The sequence below is a fragment of the Vibrio sp. 10N.286.51.E5 genome, from assembly GCF_041469125.1.
Lineage (GTDB): Bacteria > Pseudomonadota > Gammaproteobacteria > Enterobacterales > Vibrionaceae > Vibrio > Vibrio crassostreae_C.
In genome coordinates, this window is sequence record NZ_JBFRJZ010000012.1 from 106,064 (window position 1) to 123,724 (window position 17,661).

At 44.3% G+C, this 17,661-nt stretch carries 19 protein-coding genes; 8 read left to right on the forward strand and 11 right to left on the reverse strand.

Translation table 11 applies throughout. The features are described 5' to 3' along the window. The first annotated feature begins 29 nt into the window (after window positions 1-29). Window positions 30-611, forward strand: coding sequence for a NapC/NirT family cytochrome c (locus AB4161_RS04350; RefSeq protein ID WP_009845456.1), 582 nt, complete (start codon window positions 30-32; stop codon window positions 609-611). Between the two features lie 11 nt (window positions 612-622). Then, window positions 623-760 carry a TIGR02808 family protein gene (locus AB4161_RS04355; protein WP_010430103.1) on the forward strand — a complete coding sequence of 46 codons (138 nt, stop codon included), beginning with the start codon at window positions 623-625 and terminating at the stop codon, window positions 758-760. Between the two features lie 437 nt (window positions 761-1,197). Here AB4161_RS04355 and AB4161_RS04360 read toward each other — a convergent pair whose 3' ends face one another. Next, on the reverse strand, window positions 1,198-1,881 hold the full coding sequence (locus AB4161_RS04360; RefSeq protein ID WP_017064492.1) for an SH3 domain-containing protein: 684 nt from the start codon (window positions 1,879-1,881) through the stop codon (window positions 1,198-1,200). 96 nt (window positions 1,882-1,977) lie between these two features. Between AB4161_RS04360 and AB4161_RS04365 the strand changes: the two genes are divergently transcribed. Beyond that, window positions 1,978-2,553: a hypothetical protein gene (locus AB4161_RS04365; RefSeq protein WP_372082866.1), complete on the forward strand. Its 576-nt coding sequence runs from the start codon at window positions 1,978-1,980 to the stop codon at window positions 2,551-2,553. Window positions 2,554-2,822: 269 nt separating this feature from the next. Next, window positions 2,823-3,065, forward strand: coding sequence for a hypothetical protein (locus tag AB4161_RS04370; RefSeq protein ID WP_017062621.1), 243 nt, complete (start codon window positions 2,823-2,825; stop codon window positions 3,063-3,065). Window positions 3,066-3,234: 169 nt separating this feature from the next. On the opposite strand, the gene AB4161_RS04375 is transcribed toward AB4161_RS04370, so the two are convergent. After that, window positions 3,235-3,693, reverse strand: coding sequence for an Lrp/AsnC family transcriptional regulator (locus AB4161_RS04375; RefSeq protein ID WP_017062622.1), 459 nt, complete (start codon window positions 3,691-3,693; stop codon window positions 3,235-3,237). A 149-nt stretch (window positions 3,694-3,842) separates the two neighbouring features. On the opposite strand from AB4161_RS04375, the gene AB4161_RS04380 reads away from it, so the two are divergent. Together AB4161_RS04380 and AB4161_RS04385 are read left to right on the forward strand one after the other, a co-directional pair. After that, the gene (locus tag AB4161_RS04380; RefSeq protein ID WP_372082884.1) at window positions 3,843-4,772 is read left to right on the forward strand and encodes a DMT family transporter; all 930 of its coding nucleotides are present in this window, start codon (window positions 3,843-3,845) and stop codon (window positions 4,770-4,772) included. Window positions 4,773-4,930: 158 nt separating this feature from the next. Next, a complete protein-coding gene (locus AB4161_RS04385; protein ID WP_017062624.1) occupies window positions 4,931-5,395 on the forward strand; it encodes a hypothetical protein in 465 nt (154 codons plus the stop codon). Window positions 5,396-5,443: 48 nt separating this feature from the next. Here AB4161_RS04385 and AB4161_RS04390 read toward each other — a convergent pair whose 3' ends face one another. From AB4161_RS04390 to AB4161_RS04415, 6 genes are all read right to left on the reverse strand, one after another. Then, on the reverse strand, window positions 5,444-6,817 hold the full coding sequence (locus tag AB4161_RS04390) for a sensor histidine kinase (protein WP_372082867.1): 1,374 nt from the start codon (window positions 6,815-6,817) through the stop codon (window positions 5,444-5,446). 66 nt (window positions 6,818-6,883) lie between these two features. After that, window positions 6,884-7,615: a response regulator transcription factor gene (locus AB4161_RS04395; RefSeq protein WP_372082868.1), complete on the reverse strand. Its 732-nt coding sequence runs from the start codon at window positions 7,613-7,615 to the stop codon at window positions 6,884-6,886. 81 nt (window positions 7,616-7,696) lie between these two features. Next, the gene (locus tag AB4161_RS04400) at window positions 7,697-8,377 is read right to left on the reverse strand and encodes a spondin domain-containing protein (protein WP_017072230.1); all 681 of its coding nucleotides are present in this window, start codon (window positions 8,375-8,377) and stop codon (window positions 7,697-7,699) included. A 9-nt stretch (window positions 8,378-8,386) separates the two neighbouring features. Beyond that, the gene (locus tag AB4161_RS04405; protein ID WP_229647843.1) at window positions 8,387-9,076 is read right to left on the reverse strand and encodes a spondin domain-containing protein; all 690 of its coding nucleotides are present in this window, start codon (window positions 9,074-9,076) and stop codon (window positions 8,387-8,389) included. Further along, complete coding sequence (locus AB4161_RS04410; RefSeq protein ID WP_017067451.1) at window positions 9,069-9,209, reverse strand: hypothetical protein; 141 nt, start codon at window positions 9,207-9,209, stop codon at window positions 9,069-9,071. Before AB4161_RS04410 ends, AB4161_RS04405 begins: the two co-directional genes overlap by 8 nt. Window positions 9,210-9,475: 266 nt before the next feature. Then, entirely contained in the window at window positions 9,476-9,817 is a 342-nt protein-coding gene (locus tag AB4161_RS04415) for a YggL family protein (RefSeq protein ID WP_017062629.1), read from the reverse strand. 254 nt (window positions 9,818-10,071) lie between these two features. On the opposite strand from AB4161_RS04415, the gene AB4161_RS04420 reads away from it, so the two are divergent. Next, on the forward strand, window positions 10,072-12,099 hold the full coding sequence (locus AB4161_RS04420; protein WP_372082869.1) for a PhoX family phosphatase: 2,028 nt from the start codon (window positions 10,072-10,074) through the stop codon (window positions 12,097-12,099). Window positions 12,100-12,354: 255 nt separating this feature from the next. Here AB4161_RS04420 and AB4161_RS04425 read toward each other — a convergent pair whose 3' ends face one another. The 3 genes from AB4161_RS04425 to AB4161_RS04435 form a co-directional block, all read right to left on the reverse strand. Next, window positions 12,355-12,975 carry a LysE family translocator gene (locus AB4161_RS04425; RefSeq protein ID WP_017062631.1) on the reverse strand — a complete coding sequence of 207 codons (621 nt, stop codon included), beginning with the start codon at window positions 12,973-12,975 and terminating at the stop codon, window positions 12,355-12,357. 164 nt (window positions 12,976-13,139) lie between these two features. Next, window positions 13,140-14,426, reverse strand: a complete 1,287-nt coding sequence (locus tag AB4161_RS04430) for a DEAD/DEAH box helicase (RefSeq protein WP_017062632.1) — start codon at window positions 14,424-14,426, stop codon at window positions 13,140-13,142. A gap of 182 nt (window positions 14,427-14,608) precedes the next feature. After that, window positions 14,609-15,592, reverse strand: a complete 984-nt coding sequence (locus AB4161_RS04435) for a GTP-binding protein (protein WP_372082870.1) — start codon at window positions 15,590-15,592, stop codon at window positions 14,609-14,611. A 552-nt stretch (window positions 15,593-16,144) separates the two neighbouring features. On the opposite strand from AB4161_RS04435, the gene clcA reads away from it, so the two are divergent. Continuing rightward, window positions 16,145-17,551 carry a H(+)/Cl(-) exchange transporter ClcA gene (clcA, locus tag AB4161_RS04440; RefSeq protein WP_102397989.1) on the forward strand — a complete coding sequence of 469 codons (1,407 nt, stop codon included), beginning with the start codon at window positions 16,145-16,147 and terminating at the stop codon, window positions 17,549-17,551. Window positions 17,552-17,661: the final 110 nt, after the last annotated feature.

Genomic DNA, 17,661 nt, shown 5'->3' on the forward strand with positions numbered 1-17,661 from the left:
TCGTAGCCGGACTGTAAGAGAGGCTATATATGATAAAATTACTTAAAGCGTTTTGGAAAAGACTTGCGACACCAAGCAAAGCAGCCGTAGGCGTTGTTTTGTTCTTGGGTTTCTCGGGTGGTCTTTTGTTCTGGGGTGCATTCAACACGGGTATGGAGGCAACCAACACGGAAGAATTCTGTTCTGGCTGTCACGCACCTATCGTTGCTGAAATCCAAGAGACAATTCACTACTCTAACCGTTCTGGTGTTCGTGCTATCTGTTCAGACTGTCACGTTCCTCATGAATGGACAGATAAAATTGTTCGTAAGGTTCAAGCATCTAAAGAGCTATACGCACACTTTATTGCGAAAACCATCAATACTGAAGAAAAGTTCAAAGCACGTCGTGCTCACCTAGCGGAACGCGAATGGGCTCGATTGAAGAAGAACGATTCACTTGAGTGTCGTAACTGTCACCAGTTCGATTACATGGACTTCTCAGAGCAGAGCCCCCGTAGTGCGAAACAACACTCGACTGCGCTAGCTTCTGGTGAAAAAACGTGTGTAGACTGTCACAAAGGTATTGCACACAAACTACCAGACATGCACGGCGTTGAAGGCTGGCAATAAGGAGCGATTGAATGAGTACTTTAGAAAGCGTAATTTGGCACATCCTAGGTTACAGCGCTATGCCAGTTATCATTCTTGGTGGCTTTGCAGGTGTTGCAGCCGTATCTCTTTGGATTTTATCTATGGGTAAAGACAAAGAAATCGATTAACAATCGAGATTCCATCAACTTCTACCAGATAATTCTGATATGAGTTGATACGAAAAAGCCACTGATTTCAGTGGCTTTTTTTATTGTCTGGTGCTTCGTATTTCGACTGTTAAGGTATTCCTACTGTTAAGTAAGAGGCAAAACGTTAAGCTTGGTTTTCCGAAGCTTCTGGATCGACGTTCTCTTTATCGACATCTTCCTTATCAAGAATCGGCAGCACCTGCTTTACGGAATCCCGACAACAATACTCTCATACCATAAAAACTGTAGACCCATTGTTTAAACGGAATAGCCAGATACTGCTTATATCGGATTAAATATAATGAGGTGCCAATAAAGAAGCCCACTCTGCGATAAAGTAAGATTTCAAAAATTTTACTTATGAACGGTAACCCTAAAGAATATTAATACGTCCAACACTTAAAATGGGGCGATTTTTACTTCGTAAATATTTCGTTTGTATTTACATCTAAATAAATTTTATTTTCAAGAGACAGTCCGCCGCAATAAATAAAATAGACATCTCGATTGCTGTACTTAACAGATTTCACCCATCCGCCTAATTCTTCAAAATCACTTGGGGCACACTCCCCCTCAGAGATCAGTTTAGCCACCGAGTTACGGAATTTTTCTTGATGGATCTTGAGGTCATCAGACTTAACCAAATAGGAATCCAATATCTCTTTGCTTTCTTTTTCCGAAATAATGACTTCATCATTCGATAAGCCTGACATAGAGACCCATTCCGCCGTCTGTGGGCCGCCTTCTTTAAGGACTATATAGTCTGAGATACGTGCCCATTCGCCTTGTTTCTCGAGTACCACCACCTTTTCCCCTTTATAGAGGTAATCTGTTATCAAGCCATCAATTTCAGGTTGCTCGACCACTTCAAGCTTTCTCTCCAAAACGTAAAATTCCGTCTGCTCGGGTTCAGGCTGAAGATCCATGATGGGTACAAGCTCAGATTCAGATTGCTCGGTAGCTTCTAACGCCGGCTCTTCCGTTTTCTCTTGTGGGATTGGGTCTTTATTCATGACCAAGAAGTAGTATGCCGCTCCTCCCCCTCCGCCCAATATCAACAACACAAGTAAAGCGATCAGCGCTTTTTTCATCAAATCCACCAGCTCTTCCGTTATAGGTATGTCTCAAGTGTACATCAACTCATGCTGCTGCTCATCTATACTCTCAATAGAGCGCACGGTAAGTAGAGGAAAGTCATGAGTTTTTGGGGGAAGATTATCATTGTAAGCGTAACTTTGAGTGCCAAGGTCGCTCTAGCGAATCATTGTGACCGTGAAAACTGGCAAACACTGTTGGATCGTCAGCTCTCTTTTGAAGGTCGCTATAATCAGTACACCAAAGAGTTCAACCAAGTTCTTTCAACCTATGAGTCACAGACATTGTTATCTAAACACTTTAATGAAAAGCAGATCATTGAGCTTTGGGCAAAGTACGAAGAAAGGTTTAATGTGCAGCTCAATAGTCATATGAATACCGCGTATGACGTCTCCGAGGTTTTGCTACAACAGGCGTATTTTGTGTCTAGTGAACTTGAAGGCGCTGACTCTCTAGCGTATTCATGGCAAGCCGTCGCCAAACACTGCACCAAAGCAAAACTCCCGCGCCAGGCAGAAAGCGCACAGGTGCACGTCCAAAGCTCACAATCACTCTCCCGAGATCTCCATACACTCAGTGAAAAATTCCGTCAGCTGTCTTCAAAATACCGCAGAGAAGCGACGATGATTGATGAAGCGCGCCACATAAACCAACCAGCAAACGATGCATCAAACTGAAATCACCATTAGATTCTCTCACTCGTTCGACTGGACTTTTCCGATAAATATGCTCAATCCCATTCATAATATTCTAAGAACTCGTTAATCAAAGCTTTATCAATAGGTTGTAAAAGTAATGTGCTATCTATCAACAATGAAGTTCAATTTCCGACCAATGCAAGCGAGTATGTGAGATATTCATCACAAAATAGATTTACAAACGCCAGAAAATTGTTATCATGAATCTTCATATAACTTAATAACAAGAAACATTTTGGCTAGGTAATATGCAAAAGACTATGGCTTTCAACTGCTTGAGTAACACGGAATGGACTGCAGAGATAAGAGGTAAACTTTTATCTGTAGCTAAACACATGGAAGAGTTCGGTTCAGTAAGTGAGCTAGAGCTATGTAAGATATTTGGAGAGACAATTTGGAATGACGGCGTGGATTATCATTCACATGCTTTTTCATTCAGAATTAATGCACAAACTGGGGATTGTTCAATCTCTAACTTTAAGTATCACTAAGTTTTGCACCTATCATATACGGAGTACCTTTCACGAGGTGCTCCGTTTTTTATTGCCTGAAGCCTGACACTTAATGGATGATTTTTGATATTGACCGCGCTTCTACTTCAGGAGTAAACCATTTCGTTTTCAGCTCATTCTGCCTTCGTGTTACTGCTCAGAGTTTGGCTTAATCGGTATAAATTGGCAGTGGTGCATTGCCTTTTACTTGTCTTATCGCAAGGTGGGTATGAATATCTTTGACGTTAGAGAGCCTTTGAAGTTTTCTTGTAAATGCCTCGTAGGCCATCAAGTTCGGGCTAACCACTTCTAGCAAATAGTCATAAGCCCCAGATACAACGTGGCAACTGATCACCTCTTCCATCTCTACAACAGCCGCCTCAAACTTATCTATCGACACTTCTTGGTGGTTGTTTAGGCTCACCTCAACAAACACACTCATTGCGATGCCGACTTGTTCTCGTGACAAGCTCACACGATAACCGTCAATAATGCCCTTTTCTTCTAGCCTTTTGACTCGTCTTGCACAAGGCGAAGGTGATAAACCCACTTCATCAGCAAGTTCAGCCGTGGTTAACCTGCCATCTTTTTGTAGCAGTTCGAGAAGATGCCTATCAATTCTATCCATAGTAAATGCCAAACATTAGTTAAATCCGTTAATTATTTGGTGAATATTAGCAGAAATCATCAACGATAGTTCAAGTTTAGCCAAAACTTGCCAACCTGTGGCACACCAACTGTTCCATAATGAGTCATCACCCACTCTCCTTCTATATTATGAATCTTGGCTACTTATCTATTACTGTCACCCTACTCATTTGGGCGAGCTTTTTTCTTTCTCTTAAAGGCGGCGCAAATTCAGATTTAACACCTGCTGATATCGCTCTCACAAGATTTCTCATACCGGCTTTGGTGTTATTGCCTTTGATGTGGAAAGCACGCAGCGCAATTGCCGTCGTCCCTAAACGGTATCTAACGGGTATGTTCGTAGGTAGCGGATTACCTTATCTGCTTGTTGCCGGAACGGCCATGCAGTTTGTTCCGGTATCTCATGGCAGTGCTCTTGTTCCGGGCACGCTTCCTCTGTTCGTTACAGGAATTGCGGTACTCTTTTTTAAGCAGCCACTCTGCCGACATCGTGTTGTTGGTTTAGGTTTGGTTTTGCTCGGCATACTGTTGTTTTTAGGGAGTAGCTTAAGCAGCTTCAACTTCGAATACACCAAAGGTCATTTGTTGTTTTTATGCGGAAGCTTAATGTGGGCGATGTTCACCATCTCAGCCCGTGTCGCTAATCTTAATGCGTTAGTCAGTGCCGGTTTTATTTCTCTCTGTTCTACTTTGCTTTTACTCGTCCTAATCCTGACTGGAACCCTCCCAAGCCACCTAATGGACACACCAATCGCTAATTGGCCCTTCACGGAGCTTGCCGTTCATTCAACAGTGCAAGGCGTTGGGGCGGGTTTAATCGCTGCGTTCACTTACCTTTATGCGGTTAATACCTTAGGGGCTGAACGCTCTGCCGCTTTTGGCAGTGCAACACCCGCAGTGGCGACCTTGTTGGCGATCCCACTATTCAACGAGATTCCTGATGCGATGACTTGGCTCGCCCTTGGTTCTATTTGCATCGGCAGTTTGGTCGCGAGCAACATATTCATGAGAAACGACCAGTCGATGCAGTACCAACCGCCAAGCCATAGCAAAGCCTGATACTGCGTTCAAACCTAAATACAGTTCCCCTAAGCATCGATTTTAGGGCTTGTAGTACACAGATAAGCCTGCCAACGCAGGCTTATCTAAAATCTGCTTTTTCTAAACTCGCTTCTCCATTAAACTGTCCGACCTTTTTGCAGATCCAAGAGAACACCATGCAACGCGACTACACCTTAAATTGCTTAATCACCATGCCTCGCCATGAACTAGAAGAATTTAGTTTAAGAATGATTCATCGCCTTGTACCTGAAGATGCAATGACGGAATTGTTTACGTTCGAGCAAGAAGAAGTCACCAGCGAAGAACGCATGCAATCAGCGAAATTTGACGCAATGCTTCGAATGACAGCTATCGCGCTTGGTGAAGTAAACCTAGCCTTCTCAGAGTCGGATAACTCGCAACAGAACATCGAGCGAATGACTCGCCTACTGCTTTGGCACTTCTACTCAATTTCTTTCAACCTTGAAGAAGCAATCGCAATCGAAGTGCACTGTGAGAAAGTAGAAAAGATCTTAAAGAACGCACCTAAAGATGCGTTTGGCTGGGTTAAAGAATTAACTGAGCTACTTCACTTCTACGCGAAAGTGAACGAAGGCAACGAAGACAGTAAAGACGCTTAACGTTAGTTCTACGTAAGTATACATCGAGCTAAACGAAGGCAGACAGAGCTATACCGAAGGCAAATAAAAGCTTTGCTGAAAGGAGTTCTCTGCCTTTGTTGTTTCTAGCACGCTGTGATGTAACATCAGTATCGACTGCGCGATCTTGGTTCCTATTCCCAAAGAACCATTCGGCGCTTCCAGTTCAACCTCATTATGAATCACCACCTTCACCCGTTTGGAATCCGCTTCAAAACCAACATCTAACGACACCACAGTGCCACTTGGGCTATGCCTCAATGCATTATCTAACAGATTCAAAATCAACCTCTCAAGCAGATCACTGTCACCCACAGCCTTGATTCCAATAGGCATATTAATGTTCAACTCAACATTTTTATGGCGATATTTGCTTTGTATCGTTTCTAAGCATTCGCTCATCAGCCCATTGAAATCGATTGAAGCGTATTGATATGTGGGTACCGGGTTATCTTTCTTGGCGCTATCTAACAGCGAATGGAGCTGTTCAGATAACTTGTTGCCATTGCGATATGCCACATCTATGAGTGGATCCGAATGTGGGTTTTGAATCCTCCACGTTTCTAGATACCCCAATACACTCGACAATGGCGTTTTCAAATCATGACTGAGCTGTAATAAGCTTTGTCTTCGATGTGACGACTGATATTCAAGTTGCAAAAATTGCTGTTGAATGTGCTTCGCCATCAACTGATACGAGCGTGCAATCGGCACCAATTCTGGTACTTGATGAATGAAGTTCGGGTCCAATCGAAAATCTTGCTCTGCTTGTTGTTGCAGCTTGTTTGTAACTTCTTCGATAGGGTTTAAGAGGCTGCGCTTCACGAGCAGGTAAGCCCCAATCGCAAAACCTAAGATAGAGATCAGAATAAGTCCTGCTAGCGCCATATAAGGTGTGTCGACTTGCGAATTAGCAATCACGGTATGGCGATTACTGCCAATCAACACATACAGATACCCAACTGTTGAACCCAACTCTTCAATCGCAGCAACGGAAAACACCTTACGAGAATCAGGATTGATAGGGTCTTCGCCAAGAATCGGATAAGGCTCGTCATTTAAAAATTGTCTAATGGGTGCTAAGTCTATCTGGCTTGCCAACACAGTGCCTTCTGGCGCAGCGTGCGTCGTGATATTTCCTTGGCTGTCGAGAAAATAAATGTCGAAATCGGGACCAATCAACATCAAGGTATGAAATATGGATTTAAGGGCTTTGGGGTTGTAGTCAGTCCCTATCATCAGAGGGTTATCATCGCGCATATGAACCGCGAGCTCTTTGTGTAAGCTCTGCTTAGTTCTTTGTTCTATGGTCTCTTTTTGCCAATTATAGGTATAAGCAATCACCACACTCACGAGCAGAAACCACAAACTGGTGAACAACACTAAACGCGATTTGAAACTCATGTTCTCTCCTCGATGGCTCTTAGGTCTTACTGGCCTTTTAGTAAACTTCGGACGCGACACATAGGCCTAAGCTTTCGACTCAAACTTATAACCAACACCCCAAACGGTTTTAATGAAATCATCATCACTATTCGGCATCGCAAGCTTGGTTCTTAGACGGTTGACTGTGCTACACACGGTATGGTGATAGCCAGAGTGATGAGTATTCCAAACATGATCGAGCAGCTCGTCTTTGCTATACACACGCCCCGGGCGGGTTGCTAAGAAATGAAGTAAGGTAAACTCGGTAGCTGTCAGCGGTACGTCTTGGTTATTGAGTGACACCTGATGGCATTCAGGTTGAATAGTGAGCACACCAAAATTCATAATCGATTCTGCTGTCACAACCTCTTGAGTCGCTGATTCGACATGGCTTAAACGGCGAAGCACGTTCCTCACTCTTGCTTGAAACTCGAGAACGCTGAAAGGTTTCGTTATGTAGTCATCAACACCGGCTTCTAAGCCTGACACCTTATCTAGCTCAGTGTCTCTTGCTGTAAGCATTAGCACAGGCGTCCAGTCTTCTTGCTGGCGTAACAATCGACAAAAATCGAGACCATCGCCGTCAGGTAAGCCTCGATCAAGCACGATTAAATCAAACTGGCTTCCCTGATATAGCGCTTGAGCCATTTCAATTGAGTTGGTCCTTACAACATCATGTCCTTGGAACTTGAGATGCATCTGCACCAGTTCAGCCAAGTCATCATCGTCTTCAACCAACAATATGTTTGCCATCAAATTTACCGCAGCACTATTCATGATCCCTGCTCTATTCTGAGTCCGCCCACCTTTCAATTGACCGGAACAGAGCAGGAATTCTTTCATCGTGCTTTCAACCTGTTACTGAGTTCGAGTAATGGTGATTCTTGCACCGGGGTTAAGGAAACGATGATTTGCACTTAAAGTAGAAGTCGTAAGGCCATCATCTTGGCTGATTACGCCAGAGTGAAAACTCACTATATCGGTGTCGTCTCGTGTGGTATTAAAACCTTCACCACCGCCTGCTGGTCCCGGAATGGTTGCAGCAAGCTCATCGTTCAGCTCAGTTCCCGAATCCCAAACATTCATGTTCATGGTAAAGGTATCACCCACCGCTAATGACTTGAGCGATAATCCGGATTCGCCGACAAACGCATCATTGGTGTTCACCAACATGGAAGCAACTGAGATATACCCTTCTTGATTTGGGTCGACACGAATCGACACCGTGTCTTGCTCACCTGAAAGAATCAGTCCATTGCCTGAGATGCCTTGATAAACATTGGCGTCACTGTCACTGAGCGCAAGCAATTGTGCATTACTACCCCCTTCCGCCAAGTATTCCAGATCGACAGAGGCACTTTGCCCAACTTCAAACAGATCAAAATTCGTATTGTGAGTCAACACCGCGAGTGGTGACATTGGTTGATTGGGGGTGAGGTTAGTAACACTCACATCATAGCGATAGTAATCGTCGTCATCGTCCGGACAACCCGCTAACACAGCTACTGATGCAGCGATAAATAGAATTCTAGCTTTCATACATCCCCCTTACTTCACAACAATGGTGATAGTTGCAACAGGGTTTAACCATCGATGGCTACTGCTATCGAGGTCACTGATGCCGCCCGCCGCATCACCATCACCATCACCAATGTTACCTGGATGAATATGAACCTTAGCGTTTGATACTGCCGTTTCTACACCTGTGCCACCAGCGCCAAAGGTAATGAATGGAGGGTTCGGCATACTGCCCGCCAGCTCATCATTGGCTTCTGTGCCTGCGTCATAACCATTTAGAGTCGCTTTGTAGGTGCCCGCTTGAGTTGGGATCTTCCAGCTATCTAGACCAACAAAGCCGTCGTTTGTCGGCAGCAACATTGCACCCAATGATAGGTACTCTAAATCACCAGTACTGATATCAAACGTAGTTGCGACGCCTGGATTGAGGATGCCGGCCGCTGGGTTCTCAACCACCACGCCTCCCGCGTTGGCAATGACACCAGATAAACCTGAAATATCGCCACCTTCGGCCATGGACTCTAGTTCCGAAGAAGCCGTTTCACCCGTTCTAAACATGAACAAGCTTGAGTCATGAGCCGCCGCTAAGATAGGCGTAAAGTAGATCCCTTTCGTTGCATTAGTGACAGTGACTTCAAGCTCAGCAGCCTGAACTTGAGCCGCTCCGAAGGCCAACATAGCCGAGCTGATCACTAAGCTGATTTGAGTACGTTTATTCATTTTGATTCCATCCTTTATCGAGTCCTATCGTTGCCAACAAAACGAATAACAGCGATATACCGTTACCTTTGCCAGAACGAACTGTGGTGTTGTTGACTCTAAGAATAACGATCAAATCTATCAGCAACTTCATTGAATTCTCATAAAACTCTCACAAGTTTATCCAAACTTATTACTGCAAATAAAAATAGCGATAAAGTACTAATATTTAATCGAAAAATATCAATTTATCATTTACGTCAGAAGGGATAGAAAAGAAGATAAAGAATAGAAATGGAACGAATAAAACGCAAAAAGGCCGAATCGATTTAACGATTCGGCCTTTATTCTAGCGTACTGTTGTTACTCTTTCCTAAGCCGTATTTGGCCTTTCAATCGAGCTAACAACACAACATCAAATTAGAACGCGTAGTTTGCGTCAATCAGTTCGCTAACTTCCACTTTGCTTACTTCAGCACGAGCTTCAAGCCATTGAGCAACTTGCAGTTGTTCTGCTTCTGTTACTGAACGGTAGCGCTCAATTGAGCATAAGAAACCTTCAAACAGCTCAAGGCCGCCGCCACCAAAGCACAGACCGATGCTGTCGATGAAATCAATGAACTCATCAATGAACACATCGTATTGATCAAAATCAGTAATCGATGTCTTGCAGCTTACTTCAAAACCCAGAATCGCGAATTCACCTAGGTATAGCTTTTTGCGTAGGCGACGATTTTTGTTTTCGATTTTATCTAATTTCATAACTGCCTCTCTTTTCGTTTGATAAAGCATTTATACACAGTTCCACATCAATCCCCAAGAGTTTTGTATTACACAAGGGTGTTAATGGCAAAAATCGTGCTACAGAAACAAAACCTTAATCAAATCTATAAAAATCTGTCACTTAACTGCTTCACGATTAGTCACACATTGACCCAACTTATTAACCAATTAGTTAGTAGGTGGGTAAGTCATGAATAACGAATAATAAAATCAGCCAATAGGAAGCAGTAAAGATGAGCAAGGAAACATTTGATAGCACTCGTTTTAATAAGAGCAAAAACAAACCCTTCGAAGAAGTTTTAGATGCGAACCTTTCAAGAAGAAATGTTCTCAAAGGCGGTTTAGGCATCAGTGCAATGACGGCGTTTGGTGCTTTTGGTTTAGCAGGCCACAGCACAGCGCACGCGGCGACAGCATCATCTAGCGCACCGCAAAAAAGCACTGCTACACTTGCATTCGAATCGGTTAAAGGCTCACTGACAGACAGTGTCGTTGTGCCAAAAGGCTATACAGCACAAGTATTGGTTCCTTGGGGTACTCCACTTAACAAGCAAGGCAATGCTTGGTTAAAAGATGGAACCAACAACGCACAAGATCAAGCAAACTCACTGGGCATGCACCACGACGGCATGCACTTCTTCCCGCTTAATGGCAACAGCAACGACGGTTTGTTGGTGATTAATCACGAATACATCGACCAAAAAGCACTGCACGCTAATGGTCCTACATACGATGAAGGCAACCGCCCTAGCCTTGATGAAGTACGTAAAGAGATCAACGCACACGGCGTGAGTGTGGTTCGTGTAAAACTTGAAGGCAACCAATGGGTGATGGTCGATAACGATCCACTTAACCGCCGCTACACAGGCGCGACCGTAATGGATCTGTCTGGTCCTGTTGCTCACAGTGAATTTACCAAAACCAAGTTCTCACAAGACGGCAGCCAAGCTCGTGGCACGTTGAACAACTGTGGTAATGGCTACACACCATGGGGCACTTACCTAACGTGTGAAGAAAACTGGCCGGGTTATTTCGTTAACAAAGGCGAGACAACACCAGCGCAAGAACGTATTGGTATCGCTACTGACAAAACACGTTACGGTTGGGACACGCTTTCAGGTAACAAACAAGAACGCCTAGACGAATTTGCTCGCTTTGACGTAACACCAACAGGTGAGTCAGCAATGGACGATTACCGTAACGAAGCACACGGTCACGGCTACATTGTTGAAATAGACCCATACACAGCAAACTCTCGCGCTAAGAAACGTTCTGCACTGGGTTGTTTCCGTCACGAAGGCTGTACGTTTGGTAAGTTGACCGAAGGCGAGCCAATCGTATTCTACTCTGGTCACGATTCTCGCTTTGAATACCTATACAAATTTGTTTCTGAAGAGAAATGGGACCCGCGTGATGCAGAGCCGAGCAATCGCCTAAGTGCGGGTGACAAGTATATGGACCAAGGCACGCTGTATGTGGCTAAGTTCAATGATGATGGTTCAGGTACTTGGCTACCACTAACTCTGAGCAGCAAGACGACAAACGACGGCAAGCTAGGTGATTCATTTGATTCTCAAGCAGCACTTATCATTAATACCGCAGGCGCAGCCGACCTTGTAGGCGCAACGCCAATGGATCGCCCTGAATGGTGCTCTGTTGACCCAATGACGGGGACGGCTTACCTAACGCTAACTAATAACAACAAGCGTAAAGAAGCGAACTCTGCGAACCCTCGCGTAGACAACAAGTTCGGTCATGTTATTCGTTGGGATGAAGGCAAAACAGCAGGCGAGTTCGATTGGGATATCTTCGTATTTGGCTCTCCAGCAGTGGAAGGCAAGTCTATTAACCGTTCAGGCCTAACAGACATGAACCAGTTCGCCAGCCCTGATGGTTTAGCGTTTGATGCTCGTGGCATCTTGTGGATTCAGACTGATAACGGCGCAGATGAAGTAACGGGCTACACCAATGACCAAATGCTGGCAGTGGTTCCATCTCAGCTAACGGATGACAACGGCAACAGCGCGGTGATTGATGCAAACAACCAAGCACAACTTAAACGCTTCTTTGTTGGTCCAAACGGTTGTGAAGTAACTGGCTTTACCATTAGCCCTGATTACAAATCACTGTTTGTGAACATTCAACACCCTGCAAACTGGCCATCGTCAGAAGATGCGACTGCACAGACTCAAGGCAATGTTCGCCCAAGAGCATCTACCGTAGTGATTCGTCGTGAAGACGGCGGTGAAATCGCGGTTTAAATATACAACGCAGGCTAAGATCAGAAACATTTCGGTTATCTAGTCTCTGTTCGCTAGCTAAGTAAAATCAAAAAGAGCGATAAGGCCAAATGCCCTATTGCTCTTTTTATATTCTATGCATTCTTCGGTTTAAGTAAGGAACCAAGCCTTAAAAACTTATCATCATCCAAAGAGCTCGTCATACCAAGCTCTAGTCATCCTCGAGAAGGAGGGACGACTGAGTCGGAGATCTCTAACCGTTATCGCTTTTCAGAATTAACTCACGAACAGCCACACACCAACACCCATCATCAACGTACCAGCAATACGGTTCATCAACTTAACGTTATCCGCCTTGCCGAGCATATGTTTTAAGCTCTTACCGCCGGTCGCGTATAAAGTCATGCAAACAAACTCAGAAACCAGAATGATCGACACGAGAATGAGTAACTGCGGTGCTAAGTCTTTATTGCTGTTAATAAAAGGAGGCAGCAAAGAAATCATAAACGCCCAGCCTTTTGGGTTCGCAATTGCAGTGACAAAACCTTGAACCACCAAGTCCCAATCATTGCTGACTTTTGTTGTTTGGTTGTCAGTACTGATCGCCAGTTTGCCTCTCGAACGCCACATCTGAACGCCTAAATAAAACAGGTAACCCGCACCAACAAATTTAAAGCCCGTAAATAGCCATGGGTAATTCAACATGATCGAAGCGATACCCAATACCGCGGCAATAGAAACCACAGCGACACCAGCCAGTTCACCGATCATCATCCATAATGTACGCTTGTATCCAACACTCATTCCAAGTGTCAACGCCAAAGTCATACACATACCGGGCGTGATTGACACGAAGAAAAACGTGGGAATAAAAGCCCAAAGTAGTGCGCTATCCATATTATTACCTTATCGACTTGTTTTTATTTATTAGTTCTTGTTTCTTGATCGGGCTTGAAATGAAGCGAGGTTGAAACGAAGCAGTAATGACAATAAACAATATTGCGATCAATACAAACAAAAAGAGCCACATAACAGTGGCTCTTTTCAATCACCAACCGTAATTACTTACGACGGTTTTTAATTCGCTTCATCATAGTCAAACGACGTTCAGCGCTTGCTTGATCTTGTGGCTCTTCGTTCGCGTTGTTCTTACGACCCTGACGGTTTTTGTAAGCCGATTTAGTGTTCAGCTTCTCGATGTAAGCATCACGTTTCTTCGGTTCATAACCCGGTTGTTCAACACGACGAATGCGCTGTTGAATCAGTTTTTCAACTTGAACGACAGTCAGCTCTTCTTCGCGGTTAACGAAAGAGACAGCGTGACCTTGCTTACCTGCACGACCTGTACGGCCAATACGGTGAACATAGTCTTCTGCTAGGAAAGGCATGTCGTAGTTAATTACGTGTGGTAAGTCTTCGATATCAAGACCACGAGCCGCAACGTCGGTTGCTACCATTACACGCGCTTTACCTTCTTTAAAATCGTCTAGAGCACGACGACGAGCACTTTGCGCTTTATCACCGTGACACAGTACTGCTTTAATGCCGTCTAGCTTAAGCTCTTTAACTACATCGTTCGCTGTTTCTTTGTAGTTAACAAAAACAAGCACTTGGCGCCAGTTTTTACGACCAATCAGCTCAGAAAGCAGTTCTGTTTTACGCTCTTGATCCACTGGGTAAACCACGTGGCCGACAGTAGCAGCCGTTGAGTTTTCGCGCTCAACACTAATACGTTTTGGTTTACGCAGAATATCAACAGACAGTTGGTTTAACTGAGTAGAAGTCGTTGCAGAGAACATCATGATTTGCGGTGATGTTTCTACATCCAACATGATCTTACGAACGGCATTGATAAAGCCCATATCAAGGATACGGTCAGCTTCATCAAATACTAGAAATTCTAGGTTAGCAATAGACACGTTACCCGCTTCTAAGTGCTCTTCTAAACGGCCAGGTGTTGCAACCAAAATATCCACACCCAGTTCTAGTTGACGAACTTGTGAAGACATCTTGTTACCACCGTAAACCGCAGAAACACTTAGATCTGTGTATTTAACGTAGTCTTTAATGTTTTGAGCGATCTGCGCAGCAAGCTCACGAGTTGGAGCAAGAATAAGGCCGCGAGCCGTTCCTCTAGACGCTTTTTTACCGCTGTTCAAAAGGTGTTGGATAACAGGCAATGAAAATGCCGCTGTTTTACCCGTACCGGTTTGAGCAGTAGCAAAAATATCATGGCCTTTACGAGCCATTGGAATCGCTTTTTGTTGAATTGGAGTGAGTTTTTCATAACCACACTCAGTCAACGCTTTGACTAATTCAGGAGCAAAACCTTGAGAGGAAAATGACATTGTTACGGGTTCCTTAAGCAGACAGCCTACATTCTTATTTCAGCCGAGCACTATAAAGTAATTAGAGTGATTTATCTCACATTTATCGTGATATAACGCAAACTTTCTCATTTAATCTGGTGTTTATCCCGCCTTCAACGAGGTAAACACCAAGATCCTTGGTTCAAACAGCAAAAACAGGGCTATTTGATGCCACACAGCTTGAGTAGAATCTGCTCGAGATCGCCCCATGGCATGAGCTGCGAGTCGATCACTTCCAGTCGAGATTCAAAGCCATCAAGCGTAATTTCGTTCACAGACACGACTTGATTCGCCACATTGAATGCGTAGCAACCTTGGTCGGTGTTCACGACAGCTTTTACACGCTCGGCCGTTAGATCTGACAACATAGAGAATAGCGCATCGAAGTCGAACTTATGCTCTGCGCCAAACAACCAACCACAACTGAAATAGCCCTGTCCTTTATTCTCTTTACGGATGAAAGCTTCACCAGGAGGAAGTTGGAATTGAGGCTCTTGTTCAGCGTGATCGTGATGATGCGCTTCAATATGAGAGGAAGCACTGCCGTATACTCTTTCAATGCCTAACACTTCCAATGGCACTTCACCATCGTGAATTAGCTTATGGAAGACTTTTGCTGGCGTTTGATCCGTCACCCAATCATTGAACACATCGATGTCTTCAGAATGAACAAGGTCAACCTTAGTACCAAGAATCACATCTGCACTATTTAGTTGATCATTAAAATTCTGATTCGAGGTGTACTTTTCATTAGACAGATTTCGTGGGTCAACCAAACCAAGCGTCGCTTTTAAATCGACATATGGTGTGTACTGATCGGAAGTCAGTGTCGCTATAACCTGTTTAGGGTGACCAAGCCCTGTCGGCTCAATCAATAAACGGTCTGGCTTTTGGCGAAGTAAGGCATTAATACCCACTGACATAGGCACGCCCGCAGTACAGCACATGCATCCACCCGGCACTTCTTTAATCAAAGCGCCTTGATCTGTCATCAATGCACCGTCAATGCCGATTTCCCCGAATTCATTAACCAGAACAGCCCAGTTTTCATTCTCAGGTTTATTTTTTAGCAGGTTCAAGATGGCTGTCGTTTTACCAACACCCAAGAAACCCGTAATGATGTTTGTAGGAACTTTTTTAGTCATATCAGTTCTCCTTTTTAAGGGAGTATATACTCAATCACCAAAAAGTTGACCCCAATCGATTGTTTACACTGAGATTCGTTAATAGAGGTTGGCGCGAAAATAATCAGAAGAGATAAAGCAGTAGAAGCGGAATGAGGAAATGGGATGCTCCAGACGAACTAAAGGCGTACTTACTCAGTACGCCTCACCCTCGTTACTCAATCGTGAGTTCGCGAATCAGGAAGCCTTAAATATCGACCTGAACATTTAACGAGGAACTAAAACTTTGTTTCTGAATCCATCCAAATTGTGTGTAAAACCTCACTTCTCCTTGCGGTTCGTTATGTTGCTTTACAATTTAACTATGGTTCATTTTTGGGGATATTCAAGCCACCACCAGAGAATCGATCAAAATTGTGACGGCGATTCCACAATTGCCCATAGATTCCATTTATGTAACACGTACATTCCATAAATGAAATTCAACTTTTCATCTTTGCTGCTATAGGATATGCAGAGGACGCGTATAATTTATGACAACCCCGCCTTAACCCATTCAGGAGCCTTATCTCAATGACCAGAAGAGAGAAAATTAAGCAATCCTTATTAGCCAAAATGCCAAGGGATGCTATTAATCAATTTCTCTCAAGAGATAAGACACCCGCTTCCGTTCTCTTTCTTTCTTGTATTGTAGGTGTACTTGCTGGCGTAGTGGGTACCTATTTCGAAGTCGCGGTTCATTTCATCACAGAAACTCGTACCGATTGGCTTAAAGATGAAATCGGTAGCTATTTACCCCTTTGGTTGGCCGCTTTCCTTATTAGTGCTGCATTTGCCTTTATTGGTTACTTCCTCGTTCACCGCTTTGCTCCAGAGGCTGCAGGCTCAGGCATCCCCGAAATTGAAGGTGCGATGGACGGTATGCGCCCTGTTCGATGGTGGAGAGTATTGCCAGTAAAATTCTTTGGCGGTATGGGCGCATTAGGCTCTGGTATGGTTTTAGGCCGTGAAGGGCCAACCGTTCAAATGGGCGGCAGTATCGGTCGTATGGTCACTGATATCTTTCGAGTCAAAGACGATGACACTCGCCACTCACTGTTGGCTTCAGGTGCCGCTGGTGGCTTAGCCGCCGCATTTAACGCACCACTGGCAGGAATCATGTTTGTGGTTGAGGAGATGAGACCACAGTTTCGCTACTCACTCATATCAATCAAAGCTGTCATCATCTCAGCAGTTTCAGCCAACATTGTATTTCGTTCTATCAATGGCCAATCTGCCGTTATCACAATGCCTCAGTACCAGCCGCCTGAACTCGACGCACTTTGGTTATTCTTATTATTAGGTGTGTTGTTCGGCCTGTTTGGTGTGATTTTCAATAAACTGATTACGCTTTCCCAAGACCTGTTTGTGGCGATCCACAAGAATGACCGTAAACGCTACTTGATGACAGGCACCCTACTTGGCGGTTGCTTTGGCTTGTTGCTCCTTTATATACCTGAATTAACTGGTGGTGGTATTGGTATCATCCCGAACATCACGAATGGCAGCTACAGCGCCAATGTGTTGTTGTTGATTTTCTTAGGCCGAGTCCTCACTACCCTGCTTTGTTTCGGCTCTGGTGCGCCAGGCGGTATCTTTGCACCAATGCTTGCGCTAGGAACACTCTTTGGTTATGCGTTCGGGCTTATCGCAGCGGCATTCTTTCCCGAACTGAATATTGAACCGGGTATGTTTGCAATTGCTGGCATGGGAGCATTATTTGCCGCCACCGTGCGAGCGCCTATCACTGGCATACTGTTGGTTATCGAAATGACCAATAACTACTACCTGATCCTGCCGTTGATCATCACCTGCTTAGGTGCGGTAATCATTGCTCAAATGTTAGGTGGGCAGCCAATTTACAGTCAACTGCTTAACCGTACGCTGAAAAACGAAAAACTAAGACAACAAGATCTCCCTCAACAAGAGGAAGTACGTTAATTACAAATGACTCATGAAACAAAAGCACACATTCAACGTGCTTAATCTCCCGATTCCGTATCAAAATCAAAAAAGCAAACGTTAAACTTGGTATCATCCACTCAAAATTA

Coding starts and splice junctions, on each gene's coding strand:
- AB4161_RS04350 (WP_009845456.1), top strand. CDS start 30: ATGATAAAATTACTTAAAGCGTTTTGGAAAAGACTTGCGACACCAAGC.
- AB4161_RS04355 (WP_010430103.1), top strand. CDS start 623: ATGAGTACTTTAGAAAGCGTAATTTGGCACATCCTAGGTTACAGCGCT.
- AB4161_RS04365 (WP_372082866.1), top strand. CDS start 1,978: ATGAGTTTTTGGGGGAAGATTATCATTGTAAGCGTAACTTTGAGTGCC.
- AB4161_RS04370 (WP_017062621.1), top strand. CDS start 2,823: ATGCAAAAGACTATGGCTTTCAACTGCTTGAGTAACACGGAATGGACT.
- AB4161_RS04375 (WP_017062622.1), bottom strand. CDS start 3,693: ATGGATAGAATTGATAGGCATCTTCTCGAACTGCTACAAAAAGATGGC.
- AB4161_RS04380 (WP_372082884.1), top strand. CDS start 3,843: ATGAATCTTGGCTACTTATCTATTACTGTCACCCTACTCATTTGGGCG.
- AB4161_RS04385 (WP_017062624.1), top strand. CDS start 4,931: ATGCAACGCGACTACACCTTAAATTGCTTAATCACCATGCCTCGCCAT.
- AB4161_RS04390 (WP_372082867.1), bottom strand. CDS start 6,817: ATGAGTTTCAAATCGCGTTTAGTGTTGTTCACCAGTTTGTGGTTTCTG.
- AB4161_RS04395 (WP_372082868.1), bottom strand. CDS start 7,615: ATGAATAGTGCTGCGGTAAATTTGATGGCAAACATATTGTTGGTTGAA.
- AB4161_RS04400 (WP_017072230.1), bottom strand. CDS start 8,377: ATGAAAGCTAGAATTCTATTTATCGCTGCATCAGTAGCTGTGTTAGCG.
- AB4161_RS04405 (WP_229647843.1), bottom strand. CDS start 9,076: ATGAATAAACGTACTCAAATCAGCTTAGTGATCAGCTCGGCTATGTTG.
- AB4161_RS04410 (WP_017067451.1), bottom strand. CDS start 9,209: ATGAAGTTGCTGATAGATTTGATCGTTATTCTTAGAGTCAACAACACC.
- AB4161_RS04415 (WP_017062629.1), bottom strand. CDS start 9,817: ATGAAATTAGATAAAATCGAAAACAAAAATCGTCGCCTACGCAAAAAG.
- AB4161_RS04420 (WP_372082869.1), top strand. CDS start 10,072: ATGAGCAAGGAAACATTTGATAGCACTCGTTTTAATAAGAGCAAAAAC.
- AB4161_RS04425 (WP_017062631.1), bottom strand. CDS start 12,975: ATGGATAGCGCACTACTTTGGGCTTTTATTCCCACGTTTTTCTTCGTG.
- AB4161_RS04430 (WP_017062632.1), bottom strand. CDS start 14,426: ATGTCATTTTCCTCTCAAGGTTTTGCTCCTGAATTAGTCAAAGCGTTG.
- AB4161_RS04435 (WP_372082870.1), bottom strand. CDS start 15,592: ATGACTAAAAAAGTTCCTACAAACATCATTACGGGTTTCTTGGGTGTT.
- clcA (WP_102397989.1), top strand. CDS start 16,145: ATGACCAGAAGAGAGAAAATTAAGCAATCCTTATTAGCCAAAATGCCA.